This is a genomic window from Stenotrophomonas sp. AGC87 (assembly GCF_057333975.1).
Window position 1 is genome coordinate 354,509 of record NZ_JBHFHW010000004.1, and the last position, 24,779, is coordinate 379,287.

Annotated in this window: 27 protein-coding genes and 1 pseudogene; 11 read left to right on the plus strand and 17 right to left on the minus strand. The window is 59.6% G+C overall.

All coding sequences use genetic code 11. From position 1 onward, the window contains the following. Positions 1-58 precede the first annotated feature (58 nt). Genes ACE026_RS02390 through ACE026_RS02405 form a run of 4 tightly spaced genes read right to left on the minus strand, consistent with a single transcriptional unit; the run spans position 59 to position 5,612 of the window. A complete protein-coding gene (locus ACE026_RS02390; RefSeq protein WP_301868559.1) occupies positions 59-538 on the minus strand; it encodes a hypothetical protein in 480 nt (159 codons plus the stop codon). Next, positions 528-2,864, minus strand: coding sequence for a hypothetical protein (locus tag ACE026_RS02395; protein ID WP_486037589.1), 2,337 nt, complete (start codon positions 2,862-2,864; stop codon positions 528-530). The genes ACE026_RS02390 and ACE026_RS02395 overlap by 11 nt, the downstream gene beginning before the upstream one ends. Beyond that, on the minus strand, positions 2,861-4,375 hold the full coding sequence (locus ACE026_RS02400) for a site-specific integrase (protein ID WP_301868561.1): 1,515 nt from the start codon (positions 4,373-4,375) through the stop codon (positions 2,861-2,863). Before ACE026_RS02400 ends, ACE026_RS02395 begins: the two co-directional genes overlap by 4 nt. Before the next feature lie 19 nt (positions 4,376-4,394). Beyond that, positions 4,395-5,612, minus strand: coding sequence for a site-specific integrase (locus ACE026_RS02405; protein ID WP_301868562.1), 1,218 nt, complete (start codon positions 5,610-5,612; stop codon positions 4,395-4,397). A 228-nt stretch (positions 5,613-5,840) separates the two neighbouring features. Between ACE026_RS02405 and ACE026_RS02410 the strand changes: the two genes are divergently transcribed. After that, positions 5,841-6,104, plus strand: a complete 264-nt coding sequence (locus tag ACE026_RS02410; RefSeq protein ID WP_123729278.1) for a DUF3653 domain-containing protein — start codon at positions 5,841-5,843, stop codon at positions 6,102-6,104. Between the two features lie 116 nt (positions 6,105-6,220). Then, the gene (locus ACE026_RS02415) at positions 6,221-6,622 is read left to right on the plus strand and encodes a hypothetical protein (protein ID WP_486037592.1); all 402 of its coding nucleotides are present in this window, start codon (positions 6,221-6,223) and stop codon (positions 6,620-6,622) included. Here the strand turns inward: ACE026_RS02415 and ACE026_RS02420 are convergent. The 10 genes from ACE026_RS02420 to ACE026_RS02465 all read right to left on the minus strand — a co-directional run bounded on the left by ACE026_RS02420 (position 6,619) and on the right by ACE026_RS02465 (position 12,237). Next, positions 6,619-7,761 (minus strand): zonular occludens toxin domain-containing protein, encoded by a 1,143-nt coding sequence (locus ACE026_RS02420; protein WP_486037594.1) that lies wholly within the window; start codon positions 7,759-7,761, stop codon positions 6,619-6,621. The genes ACE026_RS02415 and ACE026_RS02420 overlap by 4 nt on opposite strands. Further along, complete coding sequence (locus ACE026_RS02425) at positions 7,761-8,051, minus strand: DUF2523 family protein (protein WP_282261737.1); 291 nt, start codon at positions 8,049-8,051, stop codon at positions 7,761-7,763. Before ACE026_RS02425 ends, ACE026_RS02420 begins: the two co-directional genes overlap by 1 nt. Continuing rightward, a complete protein-coding gene (locus ACE026_RS02430) occupies positions 8,051-8,836 on the minus strand; it encodes a hypothetical protein (protein WP_486037596.1) in 786 nt (261 codons plus the stop codon). The genes ACE026_RS02425 and ACE026_RS02430 overlap by 1 nt, the downstream gene beginning before the upstream one ends. Before the next feature lie 718 nt (positions 8,837-9,554). Then, positions 9,555-9,782 carry a hypothetical protein gene (locus ACE026_RS02435; RefSeq protein ID WP_486037598.1) on the minus strand — a complete coding sequence of 76 codons (228 nt, stop codon included), beginning with the start codon at positions 9,780-9,782 and terminating at the stop codon, positions 9,555-9,557. Positions 9,783-9,813: 31 nt separating this feature from the next. Further along, positions 9,814-10,020: a hypothetical protein gene (locus tag ACE026_RS02440; protein ID WP_481433574.1), complete on the minus strand. Its 207-nt coding sequence runs from the start codon at positions 10,018-10,020 to the stop codon at positions 9,814-9,816. A 15-nt stretch (positions 10,021-10,035) separates the two neighbouring features. Then, on the minus strand, positions 10,036-10,326 hold the full coding sequence (locus ACE026_RS02445; protein ID WP_486037601.1) for a single-stranded DNA-binding protein: 291 nt from the start codon (positions 10,324-10,326) through the stop codon (positions 10,036-10,038). Then, complete coding sequence (locus ACE026_RS02450; protein ID WP_486037694.1) at positions 10,323-11,201, minus strand: rolling circle replication-associated protein; 879 nt, start codon at positions 11,199-11,201, stop codon at positions 10,323-10,325. Before ACE026_RS02450 ends, ACE026_RS02445 begins: the two co-directional genes overlap by 4 nt. 244 nt (positions 11,202-11,445) lie before the next feature. After that, positions 11,446-11,688, minus strand: a complete 243-nt coding sequence (locus ACE026_RS02455; RefSeq protein WP_486037602.1) for a hypothetical protein — start codon at positions 11,686-11,688, stop codon at positions 11,446-11,448. Further along, a complete protein-coding gene (locus ACE026_RS02460; protein WP_486037604.1) occupies positions 11,681-11,851 on the minus strand; it encodes a hypothetical protein in 171 nt (56 codons plus the stop codon). The genes ACE026_RS02455 and ACE026_RS02460 overlap by 8 nt, the downstream gene beginning before the upstream one ends. Next, positions 11,848-12,237, minus strand: coding sequence for a rolling circle replication-associated protein (locus ACE026_RS02465; protein WP_486037606.1), 390 nt, complete (start codon positions 12,235-12,237; stop codon positions 11,848-11,850). Before ACE026_RS02465 ends, ACE026_RS02460 begins: the two co-directional genes overlap by 4 nt. Positions 12,238-12,375: 138 nt before the next feature. On the opposite strand from ACE026_RS02465, the gene ACE026_RS02470 reads away from it, so the two are divergent. Further along, complete coding sequence (locus tag ACE026_RS02470; protein ID WP_486037608.1) at positions 12,376-12,729, plus strand: helix-turn-helix domain-containing protein; 354 nt, start codon at positions 12,376-12,378, stop codon at positions 12,727-12,729. Positions 12,730-12,989: 260 nt separating this feature from the next. Here the strand turns inward: ACE026_RS02470 and ACE026_RS02475 are convergent, their stop codons facing one another. Genes ACE026_RS02475 through ACE026_RS02485 form a run of 3 tightly spaced genes read right to left on the minus strand, consistent with a single transcriptional unit; the run spans position 12,990 to position 17,688 of the window. Further along, positions 12,990-15,983 carry a Tn3 family transposase gene (locus tag ACE026_RS02475; protein WP_486037610.1) on the minus strand — a complete coding sequence of 998 codons (2,994 nt, stop codon included), beginning with the start codon at positions 15,981-15,983 and terminating at the stop codon, positions 12,990-12,992. A 23-nt stretch (positions 15,984-16,006) separates the two neighbouring features. Next, on the minus strand, positions 16,007-17,278 hold the full coding sequence (locus tag ACE026_RS02480; RefSeq protein ID WP_486037612.1) for a site-specific integrase: 1,272 nt from the start codon (positions 17,276-17,278) through the stop codon (positions 16,007-16,009). Further along, a complete protein-coding gene (locus ACE026_RS02485) occupies positions 17,275-17,688 on the minus strand; it encodes a MerR family transcriptional regulator (protein WP_014159604.1) in 414 nt (137 codons plus the stop codon). Before ACE026_RS02485 ends, ACE026_RS02480 begins: the two co-directional genes overlap by 4 nt. 105 nt (positions 17,689-17,793) lie before the next feature. Between ACE026_RS02485 and ACE026_RS02490 the strand changes: the two genes are divergently transcribed. The 8 genes and pseudogenes from ACE026_RS02490 to ACE026_RS02525 all read left to right on the plus strand — a co-directional run bounded on the left by ACE026_RS02490 (position 17,794) and on the right by ACE026_RS02525 (position 24,770). Beyond that, entirely contained in the window at positions 17,794-18,411 is a 618-nt protein-coding gene (locus ACE026_RS02490) for a cation efflux transmembrane domain-containing protein (RefSeq protein WP_014159605.1), read from the plus strand. 308 nt (positions 18,412-18,719) lie between these two features. Next, on the plus strand, positions 18,720-19,040 hold the full coding sequence (locus ACE026_RS02495) for a hypothetical protein (RefSeq protein WP_062167471.1): 321 nt from the start codon (positions 18,720-18,722) through the stop codon (positions 19,038-19,040). Between the two features lie 164 nt (positions 19,041-19,204). Then, a pseudogene (locus ACE026_RS02500) lies at positions 19,205-19,438 on the plus strand (dolichyl-phosphate-mannose--protein mannosyltransferase); the annotation flags it as partial. Positions 19,439-19,596: 158 nt separating this feature from the next. After that, on the plus strand, positions 19,597-21,312 hold the full coding sequence (locus tag ACE026_RS02505) for a phosphoethanolamine transferase (RefSeq protein ID WP_017354999.1): 1,716 nt from the start codon (positions 19,597-19,599) through the stop codon (positions 21,310-21,312). A gap of 73 nt (positions 21,313-21,385) precedes the next feature. Then, complete coding sequence (locus ACE026_RS02510; protein WP_017354998.1) at positions 21,386-21,757, plus strand: diacylglycerol kinase; 372 nt, start codon at positions 21,386-21,388, stop codon at positions 21,755-21,757. A gap of 141 nt (positions 21,758-21,898) precedes the next feature. Continuing rightward, positions 21,899-22,210 carry a hypothetical protein gene (locus tag ACE026_RS02515; RefSeq protein ID WP_017354997.1) on the plus strand — a complete coding sequence of 104 codons (312 nt, stop codon included), beginning with the start codon at positions 21,899-21,901 and terminating at the stop codon, positions 22,208-22,210. A 56-nt stretch (positions 22,211-22,266) separates the two neighbouring features. Next, a complete protein-coding gene (locus tag ACE026_RS02520) occupies positions 22,267-23,520 on the plus strand; it encodes a TolC family protein (protein ID WP_017354996.1) in 1,254 nt (417 codons plus the stop codon). Further along, positions 23,517-24,770, plus strand: a complete 1,254-nt coding sequence (locus tag ACE026_RS02525; RefSeq protein ID WP_014159610.1) for an efflux RND transporter periplasmic adaptor subunit — start codon at positions 23,517-23,519, stop codon at positions 24,768-24,770. Before ACE026_RS02520 ends, ACE026_RS02525 begins: the two co-directional genes overlap by 4 nt. The last annotated feature ends 9 nt before the right edge of the window (positions 24,771-24,779 follow it).

A 24,779-nucleotide genomic window follows, 5' to 3' on the forward strand; every position in this document is an offset into this window, starting at 1 on the left:
TACCAAACGAGCGCGACCGTTTATCCGGGCCGACGGGATAAATTTGGATCCCACCGCGTCACTTCTTGGGCCTCCGCGGTGGCAACGTTCGAATCGCTGCTTCAGGTAGCGCCCCGAGTTTTGCCAACCGATCTCTGCAATCGCGATATGAATCATAGAACTGTGCCCACTTGCTGAATCCTCCCAACTCGCCCACTGCGCGGAGCAGGGCAACATGCGAGGCCGTCAGCAGGGCAACTTGCGATTCGAGTGTAGATATGTACAGGTCTCGATCTGCGAGCGCACCCGCAGCAGCACCGCTCAACTTTCCGGGCCTGCCACGCCAACGACGAAACTCACGTTGCCGCTCCTGATACAGCGCTAGCAGATGGCTTCGTTCGTTGCTACGGGTAATCGACGAGGCGGCACTGATCGTTGGGTGCAAGCGCGCCACCGCGCGGGCGGTGATGTTCTCATCGCGGGACAGAAGGTCGTCAAGGACCTTTAGCATTTCCGGATCGGTGTCAACATGAATCTTTTCCGCGAATTCAATATTCATCCATCACTCCCTTACGGTCAGGAAGCGAGAAGTCCGGACCGTCTGGGAATGGCCTTTCGCCTTCGGTGGTCCCCAAGAGAGCCCGAACGCCATCAAGCCTGACCCTCGCGTGATCAATCTGATTGGTACGTCCGATGCTCGTCGACGGACGTGCCTCTGCAATCTCAATGGCATCGAGCAGCTTCAACTCGAGAGTCCGAAGATGAGCGCGATTCTCGGGCAAATTGGTTGCGGAAAGGTGGCGGCAACCCGCAAAGCACTCCAAGTGCTTTGGACAGGGATCAACAGTAAAACTGTTCAGGCAATGACCATATGGTGTCGCATGAAACCCGTCTGCCTCAATCTTCAAGAACTCGAACGCTGCTGCATCGCCTTCGTTTTTCTGGACGAGCTTGAAGGAATCAACGATTGGCCCGCTTGCCTTGCCCGATTGAATCATTTTCGCCACTGTGCTCGCTCGCTGGCCCAACGCAGCTTCAACGTCAATCGGAAGTTCCAGTTGATCTAGCTCTTCTGCAAGGCTGCGATGATCGTACTCATAGCTCTGAGCTGTACTTCTACGATTAAAGCGCTTTGAGATGATGGTATCCGCAACACCTAGACGAAATAGCTCCGTGTTCTGAAGATGGCGGAGCGCATGTGACGTTAGGGTCGCACTCCGATCCTCGTCGGACTGACCATAGCGCATGAACAGGGTCTCACCAGTCTTTTGTTCACCAAGGGACATGTTGATCATGGTCGCATCTGGTCGGCCAACTGCGACATACCGGCCTATGTCACAGATTCCGCTATTCCTTTCCTCGCTCAGGGATCGCTTTGGGTGGAGGAACAGGAATTCCCATGATGCAAAGCGACGATCTGCCAAATCGAAATACTCTGTATCTGAAATCTTGGATGCAGTTGCCGCGCGCACATATCTTTCGGCGTCCTCGACCCTGATGAAGAAAGATTGGAGATCCCGCCTACTACCTAGCGCCACCGCCTCGCCACTGGAGTTCCTGAGGGCCAGGGCCCCGTGCTCCCTGCTATCAATCGCAGCGATTCGTCGGAAGAACATGCGAAAAGCTGCCGTCGCTTCCGCCTGCAATTGGGTGCTCATGTGCATCTGCGTGTTCTGCAGTTCATCAAAGCACTCGATTGAGTAATTTTCACGGCATCGCTTTATCCACTCTCGCTTTCGATCCTCGGCCATATCAACCCAGAATGCGTTTCCCGTAAGATTCGTATAGATCTGAGTTATCGGAACCAAGTCTCCTGGCTGATGGTGAGGAAACACTCGGCCCGTTTCAGTCTGCTTCTGCAGGGTTCTCCGCAACGGTGCCGTGATAGCCTCAGCCCTATTTAAGGTGCCCGAAACAATCTCCTCAAACATCTCCGGGACGTAGTGAGTCCTATCAATCAGAATCGAGCTCCCACCACCTTTGGCTTGCTGCTTTTCCGCAAAATGACGGATCATCAACGCCTTCGAGAAGCCTCCAGACTGCCCCGCAGGCTGCTTCGTTGAGTCGCAATAGTGACGATCTGTGCGCCACTCTGCAGGCAGCAGAGTGGCCTCACCTATTCTGAATCCGGTCAGGATCATGATGCGGATGGCTGCGAAGCGCAGCTCATCCATGAAGCTCAGAGGCTGTTCGGTCATGATGATCCTCACCAGCTCCCAGAAAGCACGGCGTTCAGGCAGCAGTTCCGCGCGCTTTCGATCTTCCAAACTCTCCCTAATTTCTGTTTGCGATTTTAGGTAGCCCGCGCGTCGATCTAGGCGCGGCTGTAGTCGTTTGGTAGACAGGGTAGGGTAGAGCGGCCCCGAGTCGGCCAAGTGGTTTCCATCGAATACAACCCTGATCAGCCCGGCGATGAGATCCCCTAGCTTGCCCGATGCTTGAAGCATGTTTCCCACGTTCACGGCGAGAGCGATGTCGTCAGTCGAAATGCGCCACGGTTCGGACTCAGAAGCAATGGTCGCAAGAACTCGTAATGGGCGCACTACATTGTTGGCGACGTGACCAGAAGAATTTCTGCGTACAAAGACCTGCTCCATCACGGTCGCTTTGATAAGATCCTGCCACGCATGGGAGAATGCGCCGGGCGTCCGGGCAGGCAGGCCGCTTGAGAGACGAGTTGAGTTGATCGCGTCAAGCACCGATGGCTCTGATCCAAGGTGACGCAGACGGTGCTTGGGAGCAACACCTCCAGAAAGCGCAGTAATGTCCCACTCATGCCCTTTAAGCGCCGACCCATTTATATCCAGCGGAATCTCCCAGACTATCGAGTTAGCTGTAGCCAGTTCTTTTCCGAGCTGAACAAATGCTTTGAAATGTGTGTTCACGATGCCGTACCTTTCAGTTCCACGACAACTGCTTGCACTTCAGCAATTGTTCGCTCCAGCTGTAGATATGCGGGCGACACCGAGTCGCTGCGCGACGAACTGTGGAAGAACCTCACAATGCCGCGCAGGTCGGCTAGGACCTTTGAATGCATACCAATGTCCTGAACAGGCATGAACTTTCTGCATCCATAGCAAGACATGATTGGATTGAAGGGGCAGGCCGGCTGCCCAGATGCGCAGCCACCAATTCCGGCGATGACAACTCCGTGTGGAACTCCTGCAATCTGCTGATCCCCCTTCAGTTGCGCGAGATCCTCTGGCGCAATGAATCTGCTGTGCGCTATTCGAGCTACACGCTGATAAATGTCCGATATCCCCAGCGCTCGGTTGACCCGCTCAGCCTGATTTGATGACGTCTCGTAATAGACCAGGGCAGTGGTCGAGTCAGTATGCCCAAGGAACTCGGCGAGCTCCTCATGACTTGCGCCGGCGTCAACCAGCCTCTGCGCAGCGGTATGACGCAGTGCATAAGCAGTCTCCGAGCCGCCGATTAGCCTACGCAGGACGAGCGCAATACGACGCCCCGCCTCGTGCGAAGACTGCACTCCGAACACCCTTTGCCCGGGGTCGATTCCTCGAGAATGCGCCTGGTCCCTTAGTGAAGCGAAGATCGGGACCCACTCAAGCTTCACGCGGCGCAGCAGCGACCTTACTGCTGATTTCCCTCTCTGCTTGACCATTCGGAACGTTAGGTGAACTGAGCCGGGTCGTTCAGTTCGATCAAGCCTTATCCGCACATCTCGAAAAGTGAGCATGGCAATCTGCACCGGTCGCATTCCGAACTGGTACGCGCAAAGAAGCATGGCGGCATCCTGCAACACCTCCTCAGCGAGCGGCCTTGAACTACACTCATCTGCCACCTCATCCAAGAAGCGGACGATCGCGGCCTCTGCGTCAACGGAAAGGAAGGCATCTCCCGACCTTACAACTGCATACTTGTCATAGAACGGCAAGGGCAGGGCAGCCAGAACATCCTCGTATATCTCTGACCATCCGTTGACTCGATACTTCGCGAGGAGATGCAAAGTTGCCTTAGCGCAGTTGTACGTGTGCCGCGGATGATTCAAGGCAAGGAAGGGAACCCAAACGGAGGAAATGCCGAGGGGGCCTGCCGCTAGTAGCCTGGAGACCATTTCCGCGTCGATTTTTTTCCCTGAGGACAAGTAGTCCAGGGCGGTACCGGGCCCAAGATCTTTCCCAAGCATAAGCACGAGGACATGCTTCATCAGGGTTGCGAAGTCTTCAGAGCTGTGCTCGAAGGATAGGGAAATGGCGCGTCCGTTGTAATGAATATCGACCTTGCTGCACTCCGCAAGATTCCTTATCGATCGCTGGGTGTCGTCAAAGTCGTCGTGGTACCGGACCAGCGACGGAAGTGCAGGGAGCTTCGCAACGACATCACGAATTATTTTTGAATCGGAAGATGGAAGCTGCTCACGAAAAAGATCCATTCGATCATCCCCTCTATCCTTAGATGTTAAGTGCCCTCAGAACCTCAACTCTTTCATCGAACGCCGCGTTCCAGACAGACGACAAGCGATCCTCGAAAACGGCTCGAGCGTAGTGAATCGGCATTTGCGACTCCCGAGACCACCCGAAGAACGATCGCAGCTTCTGCAGTGCTTCATCCATAGGATCACCTTGGACCAACAGCTGATTAAGCCGCATGACAGCACACGTGTGCCTCAGATCATGCGGGGTGACGCTACTTCTGCCATTTCGATCTCTAAGCTCCTGAATGACAGAAGACGGAAGCTTTGCGGATACCTTCGCAAACATCTTTGTCAGTGATTCGGTGGACAACGGGCTTCCCAGCTGCGTACTTAGTAGAAAGGCGTGATTGGGTCTACCTCGGTAGTTCTCTACGTAAACCTGGACCAACGATGAGATGGTATCGCTCACGGGAAGCTGACGTATTGAACTGGCTGACTTGATACTTGGCGCTGAGTAACGCGGATCATCGTCGTTGGAGTACTTGCTTTCCTGGACGTTCAACCAGCTACGAAAACGGCCCTGTCTCTCATCAAAGCTGCCTTTGATTGCGTCTGCAGTGAGCAGGAGGATTTCTCCTCGGCGCAGTCCTTGATGAAGCATCAGCAGGAAAGCCAAGAAGGCAAGCCACCGCGTCCGCTGGCGAGGAAATGGATTAGAAGTTGATGACGGCTCAAGGATCACGTAAAGGGCCTCAACTACGCTCGCCGGAAGTGATCGCACATGAGCCGCGCGTCGGCCCCTCCGAACGTGCAGCTGCCCGTAGAGATGAGACAATCGGTGCAGTCTCGCATCCATCTGATGCAGACGATCCAACGGAAGGGCAACCTTTGATAGTCTTGTGACAATCGATTCTACAAAGGAAAGCCCAGTTCTCCATCGCGCTTCGTCGGATGGCCCCACGATGGGTTGGTTCTTGATTGAAACAAACCAAGATTCGAGAATTTCCGAGAGCAGAGCATCGTCCACCGAACCCAATGCGTCGTCCAGGGAGCTGGATCCGAACAGCCTATCGGCGTGAGCATAAAGGCTCTCGATGTACCGGAGCTTCTTGATTAGGCTGGACTTGGCGAGGTGGGATCCATCCATGAGTGTCCAAACGGCGACCCAGTACCTAGGAAGTCCATGCTTGCCGTCGACGAGCAGCGGCCCCTGGAGTAGCCCGGGCACATGATTGTCGGCAAGCTGCTGAAGCATGGCGAGTTCCTCGCTGCATGAACCGTGGCTTTTGTACCATTGATCAGCTCGGTGTTGCGGTAACAAGGTCTAGCCAAGGACCTTGCGCGCAACACCAGTAAAAGTACCAGCTTTTCGCATAATGTATATTATGTTAAATGTCGGCCGGTACTACGCAGGCCTGATCCGCCTTCTGCTGGCATCGCTCTTGCCTCTCCGTGGTTCCAAGGACAAAGCGAGCATTGATGCATGTGCCAGTACCTAACCGGCCCCTTCGCGGGCTGGAGCGTCAGAGGCAATTACCTAGTCAGCCCTGACGGAGACCGCATGACACCCGAACGGATTGCCGGACTGGCATGGCGCGATCAGATGGAACTCAGAGTGGCCGGGTTCGCCTCCCGGCGCAAGGCCGAGGCCGGACAGCGAAAAGCCGGTCAGCGCCAGATGGTCAAGGTCGTCGTTGTAGACCTGGGCGACTTCCGGGACCGGCACTTCGGGCGGTCTGCGGGCTGAGGGCGTCTCCGTAGGGGCGCCGCCGCCCCTACACCCCGGCTAGAATGCCCGCAGGATGCAATCTAGGGGGATTCATGGACAGAGAGCGGCAAGAGCCGACATTCAGCACACCGGACGTGACGGATCTTCAGTTCCGCAGCGACCGGGTTCGTCAGACCAACCGGCAGACCAGCGGCCCGCCTTGGGGATCCATCGCCGGGGGCGTCGTGGCCGCCATTCTGATCGTCATGGGCTTGATTGAATGGAATGCCCGCAGGCAGGCAGCAGCAATTACGGCGGAGCTGACCCGGCCCATGACGAAGGCCGAACAGGCGAAATTTGACGCGGACGTAGCGAAGCTCACTCGGGAAGCGGAGGCGGAAGCTAGGGCGTTCCGTCGATCGATGGAGAAAGCGTTCGACACGACGCCCGTGTACGTGGCACCAAATCCGCTACGCCCAGGCGAACGATGCATTGGCGGCAAAAGGCTTCAGCGCATCGAGGGTGGTTGGCGGGACGTACCCAACGACCCATGCTAGCTGCCGCCGTAACGATTCTGCGGTGACTCGGGGAACGTGCCCATGGATCGCTGCGGTGCGGGTACGGTGGAACCGGAAATGCCCGGCGATGGCAGTGGCACGGGATCGGCGACGTACTCAGGCGGCTTTGGCACAGCTGAAAACTCGCGCTGAGTCTTGTATGGGTTGTACACCGGTCCATTGCGGGCAAGGGTGCGGCACTCAGGCTGCGAAAGCTCGTAGCGCGTGCCCTGCTCTGTCATGCACGTACAGGACGCTTCGGCGCGCTTACCGTGGCCGTCAAGACCTTCCATGCTGGACATGCAGATCAGCTGCGGATCGGTGGTGATCGCACGCTGATCGTAGATCGGCGCTGTCCAGGGCATTGTGCCAATGCGAGGCAAATGAGCTTTGGCGTACTCAGCGGTGGACGCGTAGGTCACTGGCCCGCCCGCGCCCGCCCCCGCTTCGCTGGCGGCAGTCACGGGCAGTCCAGCGCCCATCGGTTGCTGAGCGGCAGGGAGGCCCGAATAGTCCTCGATCTTCTTCTGTAGCTGCCATTTGATGCCTAGTACGAGAGCTGAAACTACGACGATGGCAACCAACAGCCACCGCATCCACATCGGCATGCTTCGCTTTGTAGTGACGAGCGTGGTGCTGGTGTAGTAGTCAAAGACGTACTTAGGTCGCACCCAATCAATCACATCGGTGCACTTGACCTGGACGTTAGTTTGATACTGGTTCCAGCGCTTGAGCTTTGTCTTGCTGCGCATGATCGAGGTCTGTCGGACATGCACATGCTCTTCGTATAGGCCGCGCAGAAATGGATCAAGCTGCAACCCCTGTTGCGCGATCATGATGAAGTCAAAGCCGCGATGCCTGTGCGTAGCCATAGCCTGCACATGCGCAGGCACAGCAGCGCCCGGATTGCGGTTCGGGAAAACCGTGTAGCACTCATCGAGCAAGACGACAGCGCCGTCAGGTAGCTGCTCCCACTTCTTCGGGTCTTCGACGTACGTCCACCCTGCCTTGGCATAGTCGAGGTCTTTTACGCCGTGAGCGAAGATCGCCCTCCCCTCCTTTTGGAACTTGAATGCCTTGTCCAGCGCATATGCAGTCTTGCCGTGTCCTGGCTGGCCGGTAACGAGATAGAGCGCCATTACTTGCTCCCCAGCTTGCTTAACACGGCCTTCTGCGCGCGCCCAGCAATCCATGCAGAAAGGATCATGGTCACGGCCACGCCAATGCCAGTGGCACCCCAATAGGCCTGCAGGACAGGTGGAAGCGCGCCGAACTTCGACTCAACCAATGATTTGAGCGACGGCATGGCAATCTCATGGGTAACGAAACCGATTCCGAGGGCGAGAAGGATTCGGCCAGCGATGCCGGGCAGATACTGCCGTGCGGCCGAGACAAGAAGGGCTACGAGGGCCGCAATGATCTGAGGCATTAGTTACCACCTCGCGCGAGGATGACAGCCGCGGCGACCGCAGCAATGGTGATGATCAGTGCCTTGATCTGCGCGATGTACTGGCAGAAGAACGGAGGGGGCGTGGAGATGGCCGACATGAACCCGGAGGTGATGCCATTGCTGCCGCCGGAGGCAAAACCCATACATGAACCTCCACCGCCGATGCCGGACTGATCGAGGTCAGAGACGCTGAGGGTCTTTGTGGTCAGAACCTTCAGATCATCAGGTGATGATCCTGCGCCGGGATCGGTAGACATGCCGCCGACCTTGGTCCATTCCGGCTGAGCGCCTGCGTTTCCATTGTTGCCTTGGGCAAGCTTTTCAGTAGCGCAGGCAGTGCGCCACTGCATGAGCAAGCCGGTATATTCAAGCGCGTCACATCTCTCGCCTGTGCAGACCGGTGGCGTGCTGCATGTCCCACCCGCGATGTTGCGGTTCCTGCGCGTGTTGCAGTCAATACGCCATTGAATACGCGCCTGCCCGCACATGATCGGCGACCCGCTGCAGGTCGGCGGTGTTTTGCAGTCATCTCCGCCTGAGAACTCATCCTTCTTCTTCCCATCAGACCCCTCGCCTCCTTCTTCTCCCTCATCAGGTTTGCCGTCCCCGTCGCTGTCCTTCTTGCAAGTGCCGTCCTTGCCCCGCACTTCGCCCTGGGCACACTGCCCGTCGCCGGGCAAGCATTTGCCATCAGGTGACTTGATCTGGCCAGCAGGGCATTCGTTGTTCTTGTTCTTGCAGGTGCCATCCGCTTGAAGCGTCATACCTTCAGGGCAAGGCTCCGGCGCACACTGACCAAGCGAATTCTGGGGGCGACCTCCGCACTTCCCCTCCGGGGGTTCGCATACGTTGAGAACGGGGTTCCAGTAAAAGCCGTCGCCGTAGTTATCGCACGTGCCTTTCTCGTTCTCCGGGCAAAGGCCACCCGTGCCCTGCCACGTCATAGAACTATCTGCGTTGCGGGACCACACACCATCACAACCGTCCTTACAGCCGATACTGCCATTACGCGCAGCACCGCCAGAACTCCACGGTCCGACGCCTGTATACGCAGAGCGCGTTGCGCAACTCTTGCCCGTAGGAAACCTGTGGTTGCTATCGCGAGTAGGGCTGAATGCTAGGCCGCAGCCACGAGGTCCGGTAGATCCAGAGCCGATGAATTTCTGCGCGCAGTTGTACGTTGTCGTGCTAAGCGTACAAGCGCCTTTGGCGTAGCTCTTATCAGTCGGCGCTTCACCCGCCTGCGCTAAACAACCAGCCCAGGCAGCGCCTTGATCGGGGTAGTCAAGCGCGTGGGCTCGATGAATGCCAAACGTTGATAGGAAAAGCACGAACAAGATGCATGAAAACGATGTCAACCGTCGAGTGCAAGCCATAGTCCCCCCAGAAACCCAATCATCACGAAATAACCGGCGTAAGCCATGACGTATCCCCTGAACAAAAAAAGGGGCGGGTCTCCCCGCCCCTACTGTTGACCTGGCCTTAGCCGCCGGAGGCCTTTCGACCGGCGCGGATCAGGGCAACGACGCCGCACATGGCGAGAACGGCAGCGCCGATCAGGCTGAGTTCGGCGATATCCATGCCGCCGGTAGCGGCCTCCGCCAGCGGGCCGGCAAACACCGGCGCGGAAACCAGTGCAGTGGTGACGACCGCTGCGGCCTTGATGCTGACGTTGCGGACCTTGGAACCCAGGTTGATGCTCTTGTTCATGATTTTCTCTCTCTCTCTCTCTCGATGGTGGTTAACCGCCTGAGACCCGGCGGGCTTGCCGGATCATGTATCCGACGCCCCACATGCCAGCGATTGCGGCTGACAGTGCGAGGCCTTCGGCAACGTCGATGGGCGGAAGAAGCATCGGCGCTGGTCCATAGAAGGGATGCGCACACTGCCCGGTCGAGGCATCGAAATCCGCCTGTTTGCAGTACAGCGTGAGAACGGTCTCTTCCATGGGAACTCCTGAAAATTACGGCTTGACCGGCGCCGGGCCGGGCGTGGGCGACGGCGTCAGCAGTCGAATGCGGCGACCGAACTCCAGACCGCCGAATTTGTTGTTCTGCAAGGAGGTCGGGCACAGGTCATAAGTCCCGATCTTGTAGGGCTGCTGGTCTTCATCCAGACCAACGGTGAACGGCAGCGGGAAATCGCCCGGGCGGACGATGGCTGCTTTCTGCTCGCGGAAGACCGTTGCGGCCTTGCCTTCGCGTGCGGGGAACGAACGAACGGCGATGTTCTCGCTGATGATTTCAACTTTCATAGTGGGATTACCTTCCAAGCGATAGTCCGGCCGAATGCGAATGTCACTCGCCACGGGGACGACCAGAACTCCCCGGTGAGCTTGTCGAAATAACCGCCCTGGCACTTGCGGATGTCGGCTTCTACGCCGAGCGCTTCGCGTGCAGAGATGGGCGCTTTCCACCACCGCAGTTCGCGGCGGGATTCTTCATTGAGTCCGCCGCAACCGTGCGTGCGGAACCCCTTAGGAAATGCAGCAGCCATCACGCTGCTGAACTTCGATGCGTACTTTGCGAGATACCCGACAGCGTTGCGGGCTTCTTCGAACTTGCTGGATCCGTGCGGCCACCACTGCCTGTGATCGACGCGGCCAAACCACATGCCCTGCGGAACCCAAATCAGAAGGTGGTAGTGGGGCCATCCGCGCTGGGTGAGTTCGCCCACCCACAGGTAACGGAACACTTGACCCGTGAGCCGTCGGAGCCGAGCGACAGTTCGATTGAAGTGGCCGCGCATGCGTTTAAGTAGCTCGCTAACGTCACGAGGGCCGCTACGGCTTCCGTCTCGGTAGGTGAGCGTGAGCATGTACCACTTGCCCCGCCTCGATCCTTTCTTCGCTTCTTGGTCATGGAGTCGTGCACTCGTGATAACGGACTTGCGCAGCCGTTGCGCCCGCGCTTGCAGCGGGTCGATTTCGATGGAGAGACGACCGGTCTTCGACGCGGTGTCACTTGTTTTGTAATGGACAAGCCCAAGGGCCAGCGCTTCGCGCTGGCCCTCCGGGGTCAACGCGATCGGAGCCGCTGCGAGGTACGATTTGAGCGAAGCACCCGATGCGCGCTTGTTGCGCTGCATGGCCTCTGAGGCCATCTCGGTGCGGCGTGCAGAGGCGTGCATCACGCCGATGGCGTCATCGAATGCGGCAAGCTCAGGACGCGGCGCAGGCGTCAACCCTTCCAGCTTGATGCGGGCGTTCTTGCCGGTGCAGGCAGCACAAAGACCGCCTGCGAAGAAGTAGACGGTTGGCTCACCGCAGAAGTTGCAATGGCCGCTCATTTCTTGCGCCTTTGCAGCAAGAAGCCGACGAAGAAGATCGCTACGAGGCCGACGAAGAACGGCAGCATCTCTGCGGGGGACATGATCATTCCAGCGGCTCCTGAATCAGACAGATGCAGGTGCGTCGGCAGAAGCAGTGGCCGGGCTTGCACTCTGGTAGCCGCCAGATCCAGCGATAGGCGCGATCCAAAGGCAAGGCGAGCCACGAGCTAAGGACGCCCCACAGCCCGCCAATGAGGACAGAGGCCATGAGAAGCGAGAACACGATGACAACGCCGTCGCCATGCGCCAAAAGGCCGGGTGAGATGCACGAAAGCGAGTCAGACATTGCGCACCTCGGCGCGTGCCTGGGCGACGAATGCTGCGTCACGGATTGCCTTGGTGCCCTGCTCTTCTCGGCGGTTGATGAGCCATGAGCCAATGCGCACTAGGCCACGGGCGAGGCACATGGAAGCGGCGATCAGGGAGACGATGCAGGCAACGGCGCTCATTGCGAGACGCCGGAGAAAGTGTCAGGTGCCGAATTCTGAGAATGCGTAAGGAATTCGGGGAGCACGCATATCGACCAGCGCGTGTACAGGCCGGCAAACCAAGCCGCTGCATGAGCAGCCACCTGACCGCGATAGCGTACCACTTGGGTCATTCCGTGAGGCCACAGGCCAGCCCTGTCCGGAAGCGGTGCGGTGAAGCCGCGCGGTAGATCAGCGATTACGACCCAGTGGGGCCGCCCTGCCCTGTCATGGCGTTTCTCGGCGGCGAGCTTGGGGTAGACGCCACGGTCAAGGCAGTAAAGGCCCAATGCCCTCATGAAGTCGCGCGCGTGGATATCGTCCGCAATGCAGCCTGTGCGGTACGTCAACGTGAACTCTACGGTCATGCCCCTACCCCTGCCCCCAGCCCCTAGAACCCCGCCAGCGGCCTAGGGGAGCCGACTGGCGGGTGCACTACATGGTCCATGTAGTGCGGGGGTGATTAAATACCCCTTGTACTGCCAATACAAGGGGCTAATAGTCTAATGGACATAAATGTTTTGCTTGACAAGGCGAAAGAAGAGTGCGGGGTCCAGATGGAAAAGGACCTCGCGAAGCGCCTTGGCGTGAGCCCTCAGGCGGTGTCGAACTACCGAAAAGGCCGAGCGCTACCGGACCCGGTGGTGGCGGCGACCCTCGCTGGACTGACGGGCGTTCCGCTGGCGCGGGTGCTAGGAATCGTCGGTGAGGCGCGAGCAATAAGCCGCGAAGAGAAGGCCGTTTGGAGGAAGCTGGCTGCAAGCGCCATGCTACTGGCCATCAGCATCGGAATCAGCGCAACGCCTACTGCCGCAACGGCTTCGACGGGCTCGGCTAAGACCGGAATGTATATTATGTAAGAACGCAGTCAGGCTGGCAGGCTACTACGGCGGCCTGCTGAAGCTGCTGCTGGCATCGCTCTTGCCTCTGCGTGGTTCCAAGGACAAAGCGAGCATTGATGCATGTGCCAGTACCTAAGCGGCCCGTTCTCGGGCTGGAGCATCCGCGGCAACTACCTAGTCAGAGGGTCGGCAGGGAATCGTTACGTACAGGGCCAAAAGCTGCCTAAGCAATTGAAACGAAATGATAATTGCCTTATCCCGATAGCGGATCTCCCCGTCTATGGGGCCTGTTCAAGGACTTTCGCTGTATAGCTCAGCGGCGCCACTTCCCTATCAAGGTCGAGATGGTAGTCGCCGAAGCGATTGATGTGGCTGGTCCGATACGGCGACAGGCCGGCCAGGATCTCGGGGGTCAGTTCAATCCCCTCCTTCCGCATCTCAGCCAAGGTCCGGCTCATGCCTTCTACGTTGTGGAGGATGATCATGTTGGCGACCAGCTGGCTGTACTTGATGATCTTGCGCTGCTCGTGTTGGACGTTCTCAGCAATGATCCCCTGGCTGCCAAAGAACACCCATTTTACGAAGCCGTTGTACTCCTCGCTCTTGTTGGTCGCAGCATGGATCGTTTTCCGAATCTCGTTGTCGTCGATGTAGCGCAGCAAGAACAGCGTTCGGACGGCCTTGCCAACTTCCCGGAAGGCGAAGTACAGCTTGTTCTTCCGGCTGTAGGTGCCCAGCCGGCGCAGGATCGAGGACGCGGTGATCTTCCCCAATCGGATTGAGATCACCACCCGCAGCATGTCGTGGAGATGGGTCGCGATCAGTTGCCAGTCGATGCTGTCTCCGAACAGTGCCTGGATGTTCTTATAGGTCCTACCAGGTTCGGGCCGGAAGAATGTCAGATCCTTGATGTTTCGTATCCTGGGCATCAGCTGGATGCCCAGCATGTGGGCCAAACCGAAGACCGGATAGCTTTGGGCCTGCGTGTCGCCATGGACGATCTCGGGCTGGATGTCGGACGTGTTGGCCAGCAGGCCATCGAGGATGTAGATGCCCTCGTGCACGCCACAGGGAATGAAGTGGCTGAACAGCGCCACGTATTTGTCGGACACATGGTAGTAGCCGATGCCGCCGTAGCCGCCGTAGCGGATGTGGTACTCCGACAGCAGGTTGTCCTCGTACACGCTCCACTTGGTGCCATCTGCTGACGCGCTCTTGCCGCTGCCCCAATAGCCCGGCAGGTCAAATTTGTTGTAGGTATTGATGACCTCCACGATGGCCTTCTCAAGGACATCTTCGGTCACGTATTTGAGGTTGAGCCAAGCGACCTGGCGACGGCTGAAGCCCTTGATCGACCGCGCCGTCTGCGTCGGACCCAAGTTGCAGCCATAGCAAAACAGCGTGGTGATCACCCGTCGAGGGAGATCTTCAACCTGGCTCTCGGTGCCGGCGATCGGACGGAAGAATCGGTGCAGATCCAGCCATTGGCTGGCGTCGATCAGGACATCGACGATGCTGGACTCCGGGAGCCGTTCGGCGATGAGGCGGTCCACGGTGGCAATGGCGCTTGAGACCTCGGCGCGTTGCCCCTTCCGCAGTACCAGGCGTCCTTCCAGAATGTCCGCATGAACATTCTCGGGGAAACGCTCGTCAACTTCGTCGGCCAAGTCGGTCAGTTGTGCGCGCAACCCGGCCACGAAAGTCGCAGCGTCGGTGGGCAAGCCTGACACCTGGCCATAGGCTTCCAGTTCCTGGGCCAAGGTGGCTTCATCGACCAGCTGCTCGCGGTAGTCGTCAAATCGTTCGCTGCTCGGGATGAAGAGATCTCCCGACTTCAGTTCGTCCTTGACCTGCACCAGCACGGCCAGCTCGAAGTACTTACGGTGCATCCAGCCGGCGCCTGCCGCGCTGGCCCGCTTGCCAAACACGTGCTGACGCCAGAGCTTGGACATCCAATCGAAGTCCTTTTCCGGGTCCAGGCCGAGGGATGCGACCTCGATCAGCTCACGGCGTTGGTTGCGCAGCGACAGCACCGCTGCAATCAACGGCTCCATGCCGGCATCGTGGCTGGTTGCCCGCAAGTTCATCAGCTCCAGCCCATTGAACAGCAGCGGCCTGACCGCGCCGTAGGGTTGCAGCATGAAAGGCAGATAGTTCTTTCCTGCGTATGCCATATGTTCTTCGCATTCGGCCAACAAGGTCGACACTTCCGCTTCCAGACTGTTATCGATGGCATCCACGCGCTGACTATCGCTGCCGTCGAGCTGATAGGCCTGCAGGATTTCCTTGAGCTGGCCGATCAGGAAGTCGGCCCGCTTGGCATGTTCGAGCTGGTAGGCCAGCAGCTTTTGCTGGGCCGTGTTCTCCAGCCCGCGCACCTGCTTGATGAACAGCTCGGCTGCGTCATCCAGCGTCTTGGCATGCTGGGCGCGAATGAAGATGGTGGCCAACGCATAGCGCTTGTCCGGAGCCAGTTCGGCTAACTCGCTGGCGTCATAGGCGCGAGCCATTGCACGGAATTGCTTGAGCTTGGGCACCGGCACATCGATGGGAGGCAGCTGCTCGGCCAACTGCTGCAGCATGCGGATGTGCTGCAGATAGAACCGGACCTCCTTGTTGGTCGGTCGGCCAGGCTCGCGCTTGAGCGATTGCCAGCCAGTAAATCTGGAGCCTTCCGGTGCGCGCAGCAATTCGTCAATGAGCGTGCGCGTGGCAGGCGTCAGCGCGTGACTGATGCTGCGGTAGTAGCCCAGATTGACCCGCTCACGTGCGCCGATGGCGGCCAGCTCCAGGGTGCGGAAGCCTGGCAGTTCGTAGCGGTGGTGCACCAGCTCTTCGAGCAGGACGTTCACGATGTCCGGGATGGTGTGCTTGGTCTGGGCTGCTCCGGTGGCCACCGTGTCCAGCCAGGCCAAGCCTGATTTGTCCAGGGGATGTACCCCGATGAACTGCCGAAGCTGCGGCATATGGCGGCGCTGGCTACCGGAAGCGTCGTAACGTTCGAGCTGGTCGGTGTCCAATACGCGCCCGAGTCGGGCGGCCTTGGCGATGTGCTTCCGGATCCGCTCGGGCACTTCGGCTAACACCGTGAAGTAACCCAGGCGCTGGAAGAGCTTGAGATGAATCAGTACCGCCAGCTGCGGTCCCGGCTGGGTGGTCGGCTGCTTGGCGAATGCAATCTCAGCGGCGGTGGGGGTATAGATCTCCTCCAGTTCCTTGGCGGTGGGATCAGGCTTCAGTCGCGGGTAGGCGGTCTCGTGAAGGGTAGCCATTGGATCCGGAGGTTATGAGGGGATCAATCCCAGTGCCGGCCGTCGTCTGTATTGAGAGACGCTTCCAGGAAACACTGGTGCGTATCGGCCATGCGGTGCATGTCATCGAGCAACGTGGCCAGGATTTCATCCAGATCCCGGTCGGGATCGGTGGGAACAGTCAACTGGTACTCGCTGCTGGCAGTGTTCAGGCGCACAGCCTGGAACGGGGCCAAGCAGATCTCTTCGATCCGGCCTCGGGCCTTGGCCGCGCCGCGGCCCGTGCGGGCAAACGGGGTCAGCACCATGCGCAGGCGCAGCTGCAAGGCCGGTTTGCCCTCGGGCGCCGGCAGTGCCATCGCCGGTACCGGCGCGGTTGGACTGGGCAGGCTTGCTTCAATGCGGTCACGGGCAAAGGGGTCACGCCCGTCGAGATAGCGCATGGCCGACTGCACATCGCGCCAGCCCACGTACTCCATCAGCGCCTTCATGTCCCAGCCTTGGTCGTTGGCCCAGCTGGCAAAGCCGCGGCGCAACGAATGGCTGCTGTGGAGCCCCGCATCGGCAAAGCCGGCACTGGTCAGCAACTCGCGTAGCAGGCGCACCAAGCTGTTGGGATGCAGGCCCTCGGCGTTCACCTGGCCCCATTGGTTAACCGCCCGAAACACCGGCCCTTCGTGCAGGTCGGCCGCCTGCAGCCACACCTGGGTCGCCTCCACCGGGCACAACCGCGACAACGCCGGCACCTTGTAGGTGACGCCGGCGGCCTGGCGGTCGCCCTTGCTGCGCGGCAGGAAACAGGTCATCCCCTGTCCCGGCACCAGCGTGAGATGGGCCACGTCCAGACGCAGCAGTTCATCGCCACGGAAGCCCCGCCAGAATCCGAGCAGCACCAACGCTCGGTCGCGTTGATGGCGCAGCGCCGCCGCTCCGTCGCCCCGGGCATGCGCCGCCGCGATCGCGGCAGCCAACCAGTCATCGAGCTCGACCAGCCGCCGAATCTGCAGCGGCGCGGCTTGCTTGACCTGGCCCGGGTGCAGGGTCTGGATGCCTTTGAGCACCTTGCGCACCAGCGGCGACCGGGTCGGGTCGACAAAGCCGTGGTCGCGGTGCCAAGAGGCAATGGCGGCCAGCCGGTGGCGAAGCGTGCTGGCGGCTAGGGTCTGCGCATACGCGGCCAGGTACCGCGCCACGCTGTCCGGTGTCGCTGGGAGGTGGCCTTGCCATTCAACCTCGAAGTGCCGCAGCGCCGACGCATAGCTGCGCACCGTGTTCTGGCGCGTGGCTGCATCGAGGTAGCGGTCCAGTTCGGTCACTGGCGCGTGGCCTCCACAGCGACCGGCTGCCGCAGGGTCGACAGGATGGTGCATTCAGCCCGCTGCCCACCGTGGCAACTGGCAATCACCCGTTCCAACTCGGTGGCCATGCGCTCCAGGTCGGCCATGCGCGCCCGCACGTCGGTCAGATGGCTGCGTGCCAGCCGGTCCACGTCCCCGCACGAAAGCTCCTCATCGCCGGCCAGCTGCAGCAGGCTGCGGACCTCCTCCAGGCTGAAGCCTAGGTCCCGGCCGCGCGCAATGAAGCGCAGCCGCTCGATGTCGGCCGGGCCATAGACCCGGTAGCCATTGCCCGAGCGCCCCGGGCGCGGCAACAGGCCGATCCGCTCGTAATAGCGGATCGTCTCCAGGTGGCATCCACTGGCGTCGGCAGCCTCACTGATTTTCATTCGTAGTACGCTTGACTCCGTAGTAGCTACGGACTTTACACTCACCTGCTGTGTCATGCCAGCGACCCGCCCGGGCCCGGCTTCCCTGCGACTGGAGATGTTCCGATGAGTGATTGCGGCTGCCACCACGAGGCCAAGAATGCGCAGGAGCGGCGCGTCCTCTGGATCGCCCTAGCGTTGAACGCGGCGATGGCCGTGATCGGCGGCATCGCCGGCTGGATTGCCCATTCCACTGGCCTGCTGGCCGACGCTCTGGACATGCTGTCCGATGCCACCGCCTATGCCATTGGCCTGGTCGCTATCGGGCGCACGGCGCGCTTCAAGGCCAATGCCGCTTGGGTCAGCGGCAGCGTGCTGCTTGTGCTGGGTGTGGGCGTGTTGGTTGAGGTGGGCCGCCGGGTGATGTACGGCGCCGAGCCGGTCAGCGGCTGGATGATTGGCACCGCCCTGCTGTCGCTGGCGGTCAATATGGCGGTGCTGCGCATGCTGGCACCGCTAAAGTCCGGCGAAGTGCATCTGCGAGCGACGTGGCTGTTCACGCGGGCCGATGTGGTCGCCAATGTTGGGGTGATCCTGGCCGGTCTGTTGGTGTGGTGGCTGGCCAGCCCGTACCCGGATTTCGTGATCGGCGCCCTGATCGGCCTGTATGTGATCAAGGAAGCCTTCGAGATTTTAGGTGATGCCCGCCGGGCAGGTGCCGACGCGCGCAAGACGGCTGCATGACCAGGCTTGGCCGACTGAGCTCGGACTCTGGCGGCTGCGCTTGAACCCGGCACTGTCACGTGGCGCAGCTGGCCCCCGACCTAATCCGTCGCAGCTCAATCTGCGTGACCGTGCGGAAGCTCAGGCAAAACGTTAACTTTCTGTTCTTCGGATGCCGGATTCCGTCAATTTCCCGCGCCAGCTTTTGCCTGGCCACCTGACTCGCAGAGGCCACTCGAGCCCGCGAGATTGATGAATAAGCGTCAGCTTGCTGATGAGCGGTACCCAAGGTATCTTTCCGGCCTCAAATGTATCAGTCCTAGCCACACGTGCCTTCCATTGTCATCCATGCCAAGCGCTACGCTCTGGCACTGCTGCTCGCAGTGATGATCATCGTGCCTGTCGTTGATGCTTCGGTCTGCTTCTCTGAGGAGCAGTCACACCAGGAAGTGGCAGGGCCAGGCGATGGCCACCCCGATAAGGCGCATGCCGCTTGTGGTCACGGTCACTGCCACCACAGCAGCACTTTTGTGGCGTCCAACGGTTTCACCAGTGCCGAAGCCGCAAGAAATGAAGGCGGGCACACGTTCTACGAACAGCCCATGACGTCCCACATCCCGGACACGCTGATTAGACCTCCCAGGCTTTGATCGCATAAAAGGCGCAACGCGCCTGTCAGTCCTTCTGCGATCACCTTTGTGTAGGTCTTTCCATGAACACATCTTGTTGCTGGGCGCTCCGTGCGCTCGGCCGACGCGTGGCTGCACGTGCAGTCGCCGGCCAGTACTGCGCCGCCTTGAAGAAGGCGACCTGAATGCCCTTCTCAACATCTACCAATCTCCGAACTGCACGCGATCGAGCGGCACTACTGATGGCAACCTCCGTGCTTGCCATCGGCGCATCTCTTGGTGTGCGCGATTTTGGGCCTGTCGACGAACCGAGATTTGCCTTGGTTGCCACCCAAATGGTGGCAACCGGAAGCTCGCTGTTCCCGCGTCGGGGAGCGGAGCTGCACCCAGACAAGCGTCTCTTCATGTGGATCTCGGCTGCACTGCTGTCACTGACCCAAAACCTGCGGACCGCGGTCCTGGCCCCTTCGCTGGTGTCAGGCGTTGCATATGTGTGGATGGCTTTCCATCTAGGAACGCGCAATGGCGGCCGTGTGCGCTAGGGGCGCGCGCGGTGGTCAATAAAAAGGAATCACCAATGCATTACGTGAAAACAGAATTCAACCGAGGCAGTTCGCGCGGGGGCCTAGGCTCAGATCCACTGGGCCGTCTTGGCAAGCCCATCTGCGGCCCGCAGCTGGGCGTCAACACGTTGATTATCATCGTGGCGATGTACTTCACGTTCTTTCTCAACAGCGCGTTCTTCGCAGAAGTAATTGCGAAGAGTGGTGCGGACGGAGCAGCTCGTGCGCTACTTGTTATCTCTACGGGAGCGATCCTCACTGCCTTGAATGTGCTCATTCTCGGATTGCTATGCGTTCGATGGACGGTGAAGCCGGTTCTTGCATTGCTTCTCGTCGTGTCCGCTACTGCTGCCTACTATTCAGACAATTACAGCGTCTACTTCGACGCCAGCATGGTACGAAATGTGCTGAAGACCGACGGCGCTGAAGCCGGAGAGTTGCTGACCTGGGGCTTCTTTCTTGCGGTACTAATTAAAGGCGTCGTGCCAGCTATCGCGGTATGCATGGTAAGGCTCCAACGTTCTTCCAATGTGACGCGGGCGATACTTGCAAGAGTGCTTCTACTTGGCATGGCGGTTGTTGTAATCGTTGGCGCGGCAATTGCGTCATTCGACGACCTCTCATCACTCATACGCAATCACAAGCAAGTCAGATACCTTGCAAACCCTGGAAACTACATCGCTTCCATTGCGAAGGTTGTGCGAGAAGACACCCGTGCGGAGCGCGGTCCGATCCAAGTGGTTGGCCCCGATGCCATGATGACGCCTCATCCGCCAGGCGCGAAGCCCCACTTCTTGGTCATCGTTGTAGGTGAGACGGTTCGTGCGCAGAACTGGGGTTTGAATGGATACGGCAGACAGACAACGCCACAGTTGGCAGCGTTGGACGTCGTCAACTTCTCGGACGTGACTGCCTGCGGGTCAAATACTGAAGTTTCCGTGCCTTGTATGTTCTCGGTGTATGGAAGGCGAGACTACGATCGAGACAAGATCAGGGGCTCAGAGTCGCTGCTCCATGTGCTTGAGCGAGCTGGCATCAAGACGTTATGGCGGGACAACCAGACAGGTTGCAAGGGGGTTTGCGCGGACCTGGCGTTTGAGTCCTTCCGCGTGCCTACCAAGGATGGGTTGTGCGATGACCAAGCGTGTCGCGATGAGATCATGTTGCGGGGATTGCATGACGCTATCGATGACAATCCGGGTGATGTTGTGGTCGTTCTGCATCAGCTGGGGAACCACGGGCCGAGCTACTACAAGCGATATCCCGAGGATCTGAGGAAGTTCACGCCTGACTGCCGCAATGCAGATCTGGGCAAGTGCACGCGCCAGCAGATCGTCAATGCGTATGACAACGCAGTCCTTGCGACAGATGACTTCCTTGGAAAGACCATCCGGATGCTTGAGCAGGATCAGAGCCATGACACTGGATTGATCTACGTTTCCGACCACGGTGAGTCACTGGGAGAGGCGAACGTCTATCTCCACGGTCTCCCCTATGCCATTGCTCCCGACACTCAGATCAAAGTGCCCATGGTCATGTGGATGTCCGAGGGCATGAAGAGCAGCAACAACCTGGACCTTCAATGTGTCCGGGACCGATCAAACCGCCCGGCCAGCCACGACAACCTCTTCCATTCTGTACTCGGCCTCATGAACGTCCGGACGAAGTCGTTGGACGAAAGCCTGAATCTTTTCTCCGGTTGTTCCATCAACGCCGGGTCCACTTCATAACGGGCGACAACGAGCACGCTGCTGGAAGCGCCCAGCAGCGGCTCTTGGGGTCCTAAATTAAGGAAGCAACACAGTGGCAGATATGTACGGTCATCGTCCGCGGAGCATTGCCCGCGTTTTCAAGGCGCTCCGCTGGTCCCTCCAAGGACTACGATCAGCTTGGCTGCATGAATCCTCGTTTCGACTCGAGGTTGTCGCGGCCGTGGTGGCACTACCGGCAGCGATTCTGCTGGGCCACTCAGCGGTTGAGCGAGCACTTCTAATGGGGAGCGTGCTGGCTGTTCTGGCCTTGGAGCTGCTGAACTCCGCCATCGAAGCGGTTATCGAACGGTATGGCCCAGAGATCCATGAGCTGGCGGGTCGCGCTAAAGATATGGGTTCGGCCGCTGTGTTCGTGGCTCTTTGCAATGTCGCCCTCACATGGGCCGTTATCCTTGTGGGTTGATTCCCTGGGTCCCGACCTGAACGGGGCTAGGGTGCGTTCAAGCACAGCCACCGTAGTGTTTTTATGTAATTGTATCCGTCCAAAAGAGGTTGCTAACCTTTCCCAATGCGTCGCTCTCTGCCTGCTATTCGTATATACCTGATGCTGCTGCTTTTGGCGGCGTTCGTGGTCGTGCCTGTGGCCGAGGCATTGGCGTGCGCGCAAGAAGCGACGGTCAGCGTGGGCGATGTGCACGCCTTGCAAAGTGATTCAGACTCCGAGTCGAGCAAGAGCAAGGATTCGTCCAGTGCCGATGCCTGTGGCCATGGGCATTGCCACCATTCAACGGCAAGCCTCCCAGCTGCCGGTCACGACGATCTGTTCGCCGATGGCCGGATCTCGCTGCACAGTACCGAGCACGTGGACGTCTACGCGCTACGACTCGACGGTCCCATGCGCCCCCCCCGTATCTGATCTGGCTCTGCCTCGCACTTGCGGGTCGTTCGCTCAGATAATTTACGGGAGTTTTTATGTCGATTTTGCCAGGCCGGTCGCTTTCAGCGACCGGGTTGACTGTCGCTATTCTGTTGGCGTTGGTGCCAATCGGACATGTAGCTGCTCAAACTGCACCATCTTACGAATCGTTGCTTTCTCGCTTGAACCAGATGCCTGCGACGGTCCAAGGCGTCGCGCTGGCTGAGGCAGCCGAGGCGCGGGTACAACAGGCTCGGGCACTGCCCAATCCGACGGTCTCCATCGAAGCGGAGAACGCCTACGGCACTGGTCCCTACAAAGGTTTCTCAAACGCTGACAGCATTGTCACCCTCTCCCAGCCGCTGGAGATTTGGGGTCAACGAGGGGCCCGAGTGCGCGCCGCGCGTGCGGAGGCTGGGGCTGCAGGCTTGCGGGGTGATCTGATGCGCAGTGACGCAGCGGGTCGCCTGGCGGCGACATACGCCGAAGCAGAGGCTGCGCTGCGCCGATATGAGTTGGCCAGCGAGGCATTGGCCTTGATTGAACAGGACGCCAAGGCGGTAGCTGCGATGGTCAGCGAGGGACGTGAGCCCAACCTGCGCGGTGTGCAGGCACGGAGCGAGGTCGCCAATGCAAAGGCAAGCCTGGATGAGGCCGAGGCCTACCGGGATGCGGCGCTTGCTCGCCTGGCCGGCGTGTCCTTGGTGGACAGCCCCCTGACCGACATCGGTGAAAGCCTGCTTGACCGCGTGCCCTCTCACCCAGTCGCTATTGAGGTCGCCCCGCTTGCCGTTCGCATTGCCCAAGCTGAAGCGGAAGCCTCCGGCCGCCTTATCGATGTCGAGCGCAAGCGTGCGTTGCCACAACTGAGTGCATCCGTGGCTCAGACGCGCTTCCGCCAAGCGGGCGACCAAGCTTACAACGTGGGCATCAGCCTTTCGATCCCCCTATTCGATCGTAACCGCGGTGCGATCCAGGCGGCCTATGCGGAACAACGTGCTGCCGAAGCGGTTCTGGAGGCTCAGAGGCGTGACAGTGAGGCGGCCCGTTTGGGAGCGGTAGCGAGTCTCAAGGCATCCAACAGCCGCGTACGAGCAGCGGATGAAAGCGTACAGGCCGCAGATGAAGCCTATCGGCTGGCCCGCATCGGATTCGAGGCAGGTCGTATATCGCAATTGGAGCTGCGCAGCACGCGATCAACCCTGATCGCTGCGCGTGGCAGTGCTGTGGATGCCCGTCTTAGCCGGGTGGCAGCAGAAATCGACCTCGCCCGCCTTGAAGGGCGCGCACCGTTTGTGGAGGCAAAATGAACAAGTACGGAAACAAGACGCTCATCGGAGCGACGCTGCTGGCTACCTTGATGATGACCGGCGCGCTGACCTCATGCAGTGGCGGGGCGCAGGAGGATGCCAAATCCACCGGTACGGAGGCAGAAAAGCCGGCTGGAAAGGATGATGGTCACGACGATCACGCAGCTGACGCAAAGCCGGGCTCCGCCGAGGCGCACAGTGAAGGTGATGGTGATGGCGAACATGGCGAAGAGGAGTCCGAGGAAGGTGTAGTCAAGCTGACGCCTGACCAGATCAAGGCATCTGGCATCGGCGTGGTGGCTGTCGGCCGCGGCGGTGGCGCATCGACCCGCCTTGCAGGTCGCGTCGAGCCGGCCATCGGGGGGCGTGCTGCCATCGCCTCAACGGTCACCGGCCGCGTTGAGCGCGTGCTTGTTGCGCCGGGTACAGCCGTCAAGAGCAACCAGCCCCTGGTGATCATTGTCAGTGGAGAAGCTGCGACCTTCAAAGCCGCCGCCACTGCCGCTGCGGCGGAGGCCGAAGCCATCCGCCTGGCCTACGGCCGCGACAAGTCTCTTGTCGAGCAGGGCGTAGTGGCTCGCCAGGAGCTGGAGGCCTCGCGCGCGCGCTCTTTGGCCGCTGATGCCGCCGCTAGTGCTGCACGTGCACAGGTAGCGGCCAGTGGATCTCCGGACAGTTCCGGCCGGGTGACAATCTCCAGTCCTGTCGCTGGCGTGGTTGGCAACGTCCAAGTGACGCCCGGTGGTGTCGTCTCAGCTGGAACGCTTGTTGCGGAGGTTTCCAATCCGGACATGAATGAACTCGTATTCACTGCACCGCCAGCACTGGCCACTCTCGCGGTGCCCGGAATGAAGCTGGAAGTGACTGGCCCGGGCGGAAGCTTCGAAGCTGAGGTGATTGCCGCCGCTGCGAATGTGATGCAGCAGGGAGGCACCGCGACCATTCGCGCCAAACCAATTTCGGAGAAGTTGCCACCGGCCGGCTCCCCCGTTTCGGCCGTCATCATCGCCGATGGCGCAGCTGAAGGCATGAGCGTCCCGGCGGATGCGGTCCAAAGCGTTGATGGCAGAAGTGTTGTGTTCGTTGCTGTCGAGGGAGGCTTTAAGGCAACGCCGGTACTCGCTGGCCGTCGTGCAGGTAATCGAATCGAAATCCTTAACGGTCTGACAGGTAGTGAGCGCCTCGTAGGCGCCAATGCCTTCCTGCTCAAGGCCGAACTGGCCAAGGGCGAAGCCGAGCACGGCCACTAAGGGAACTCA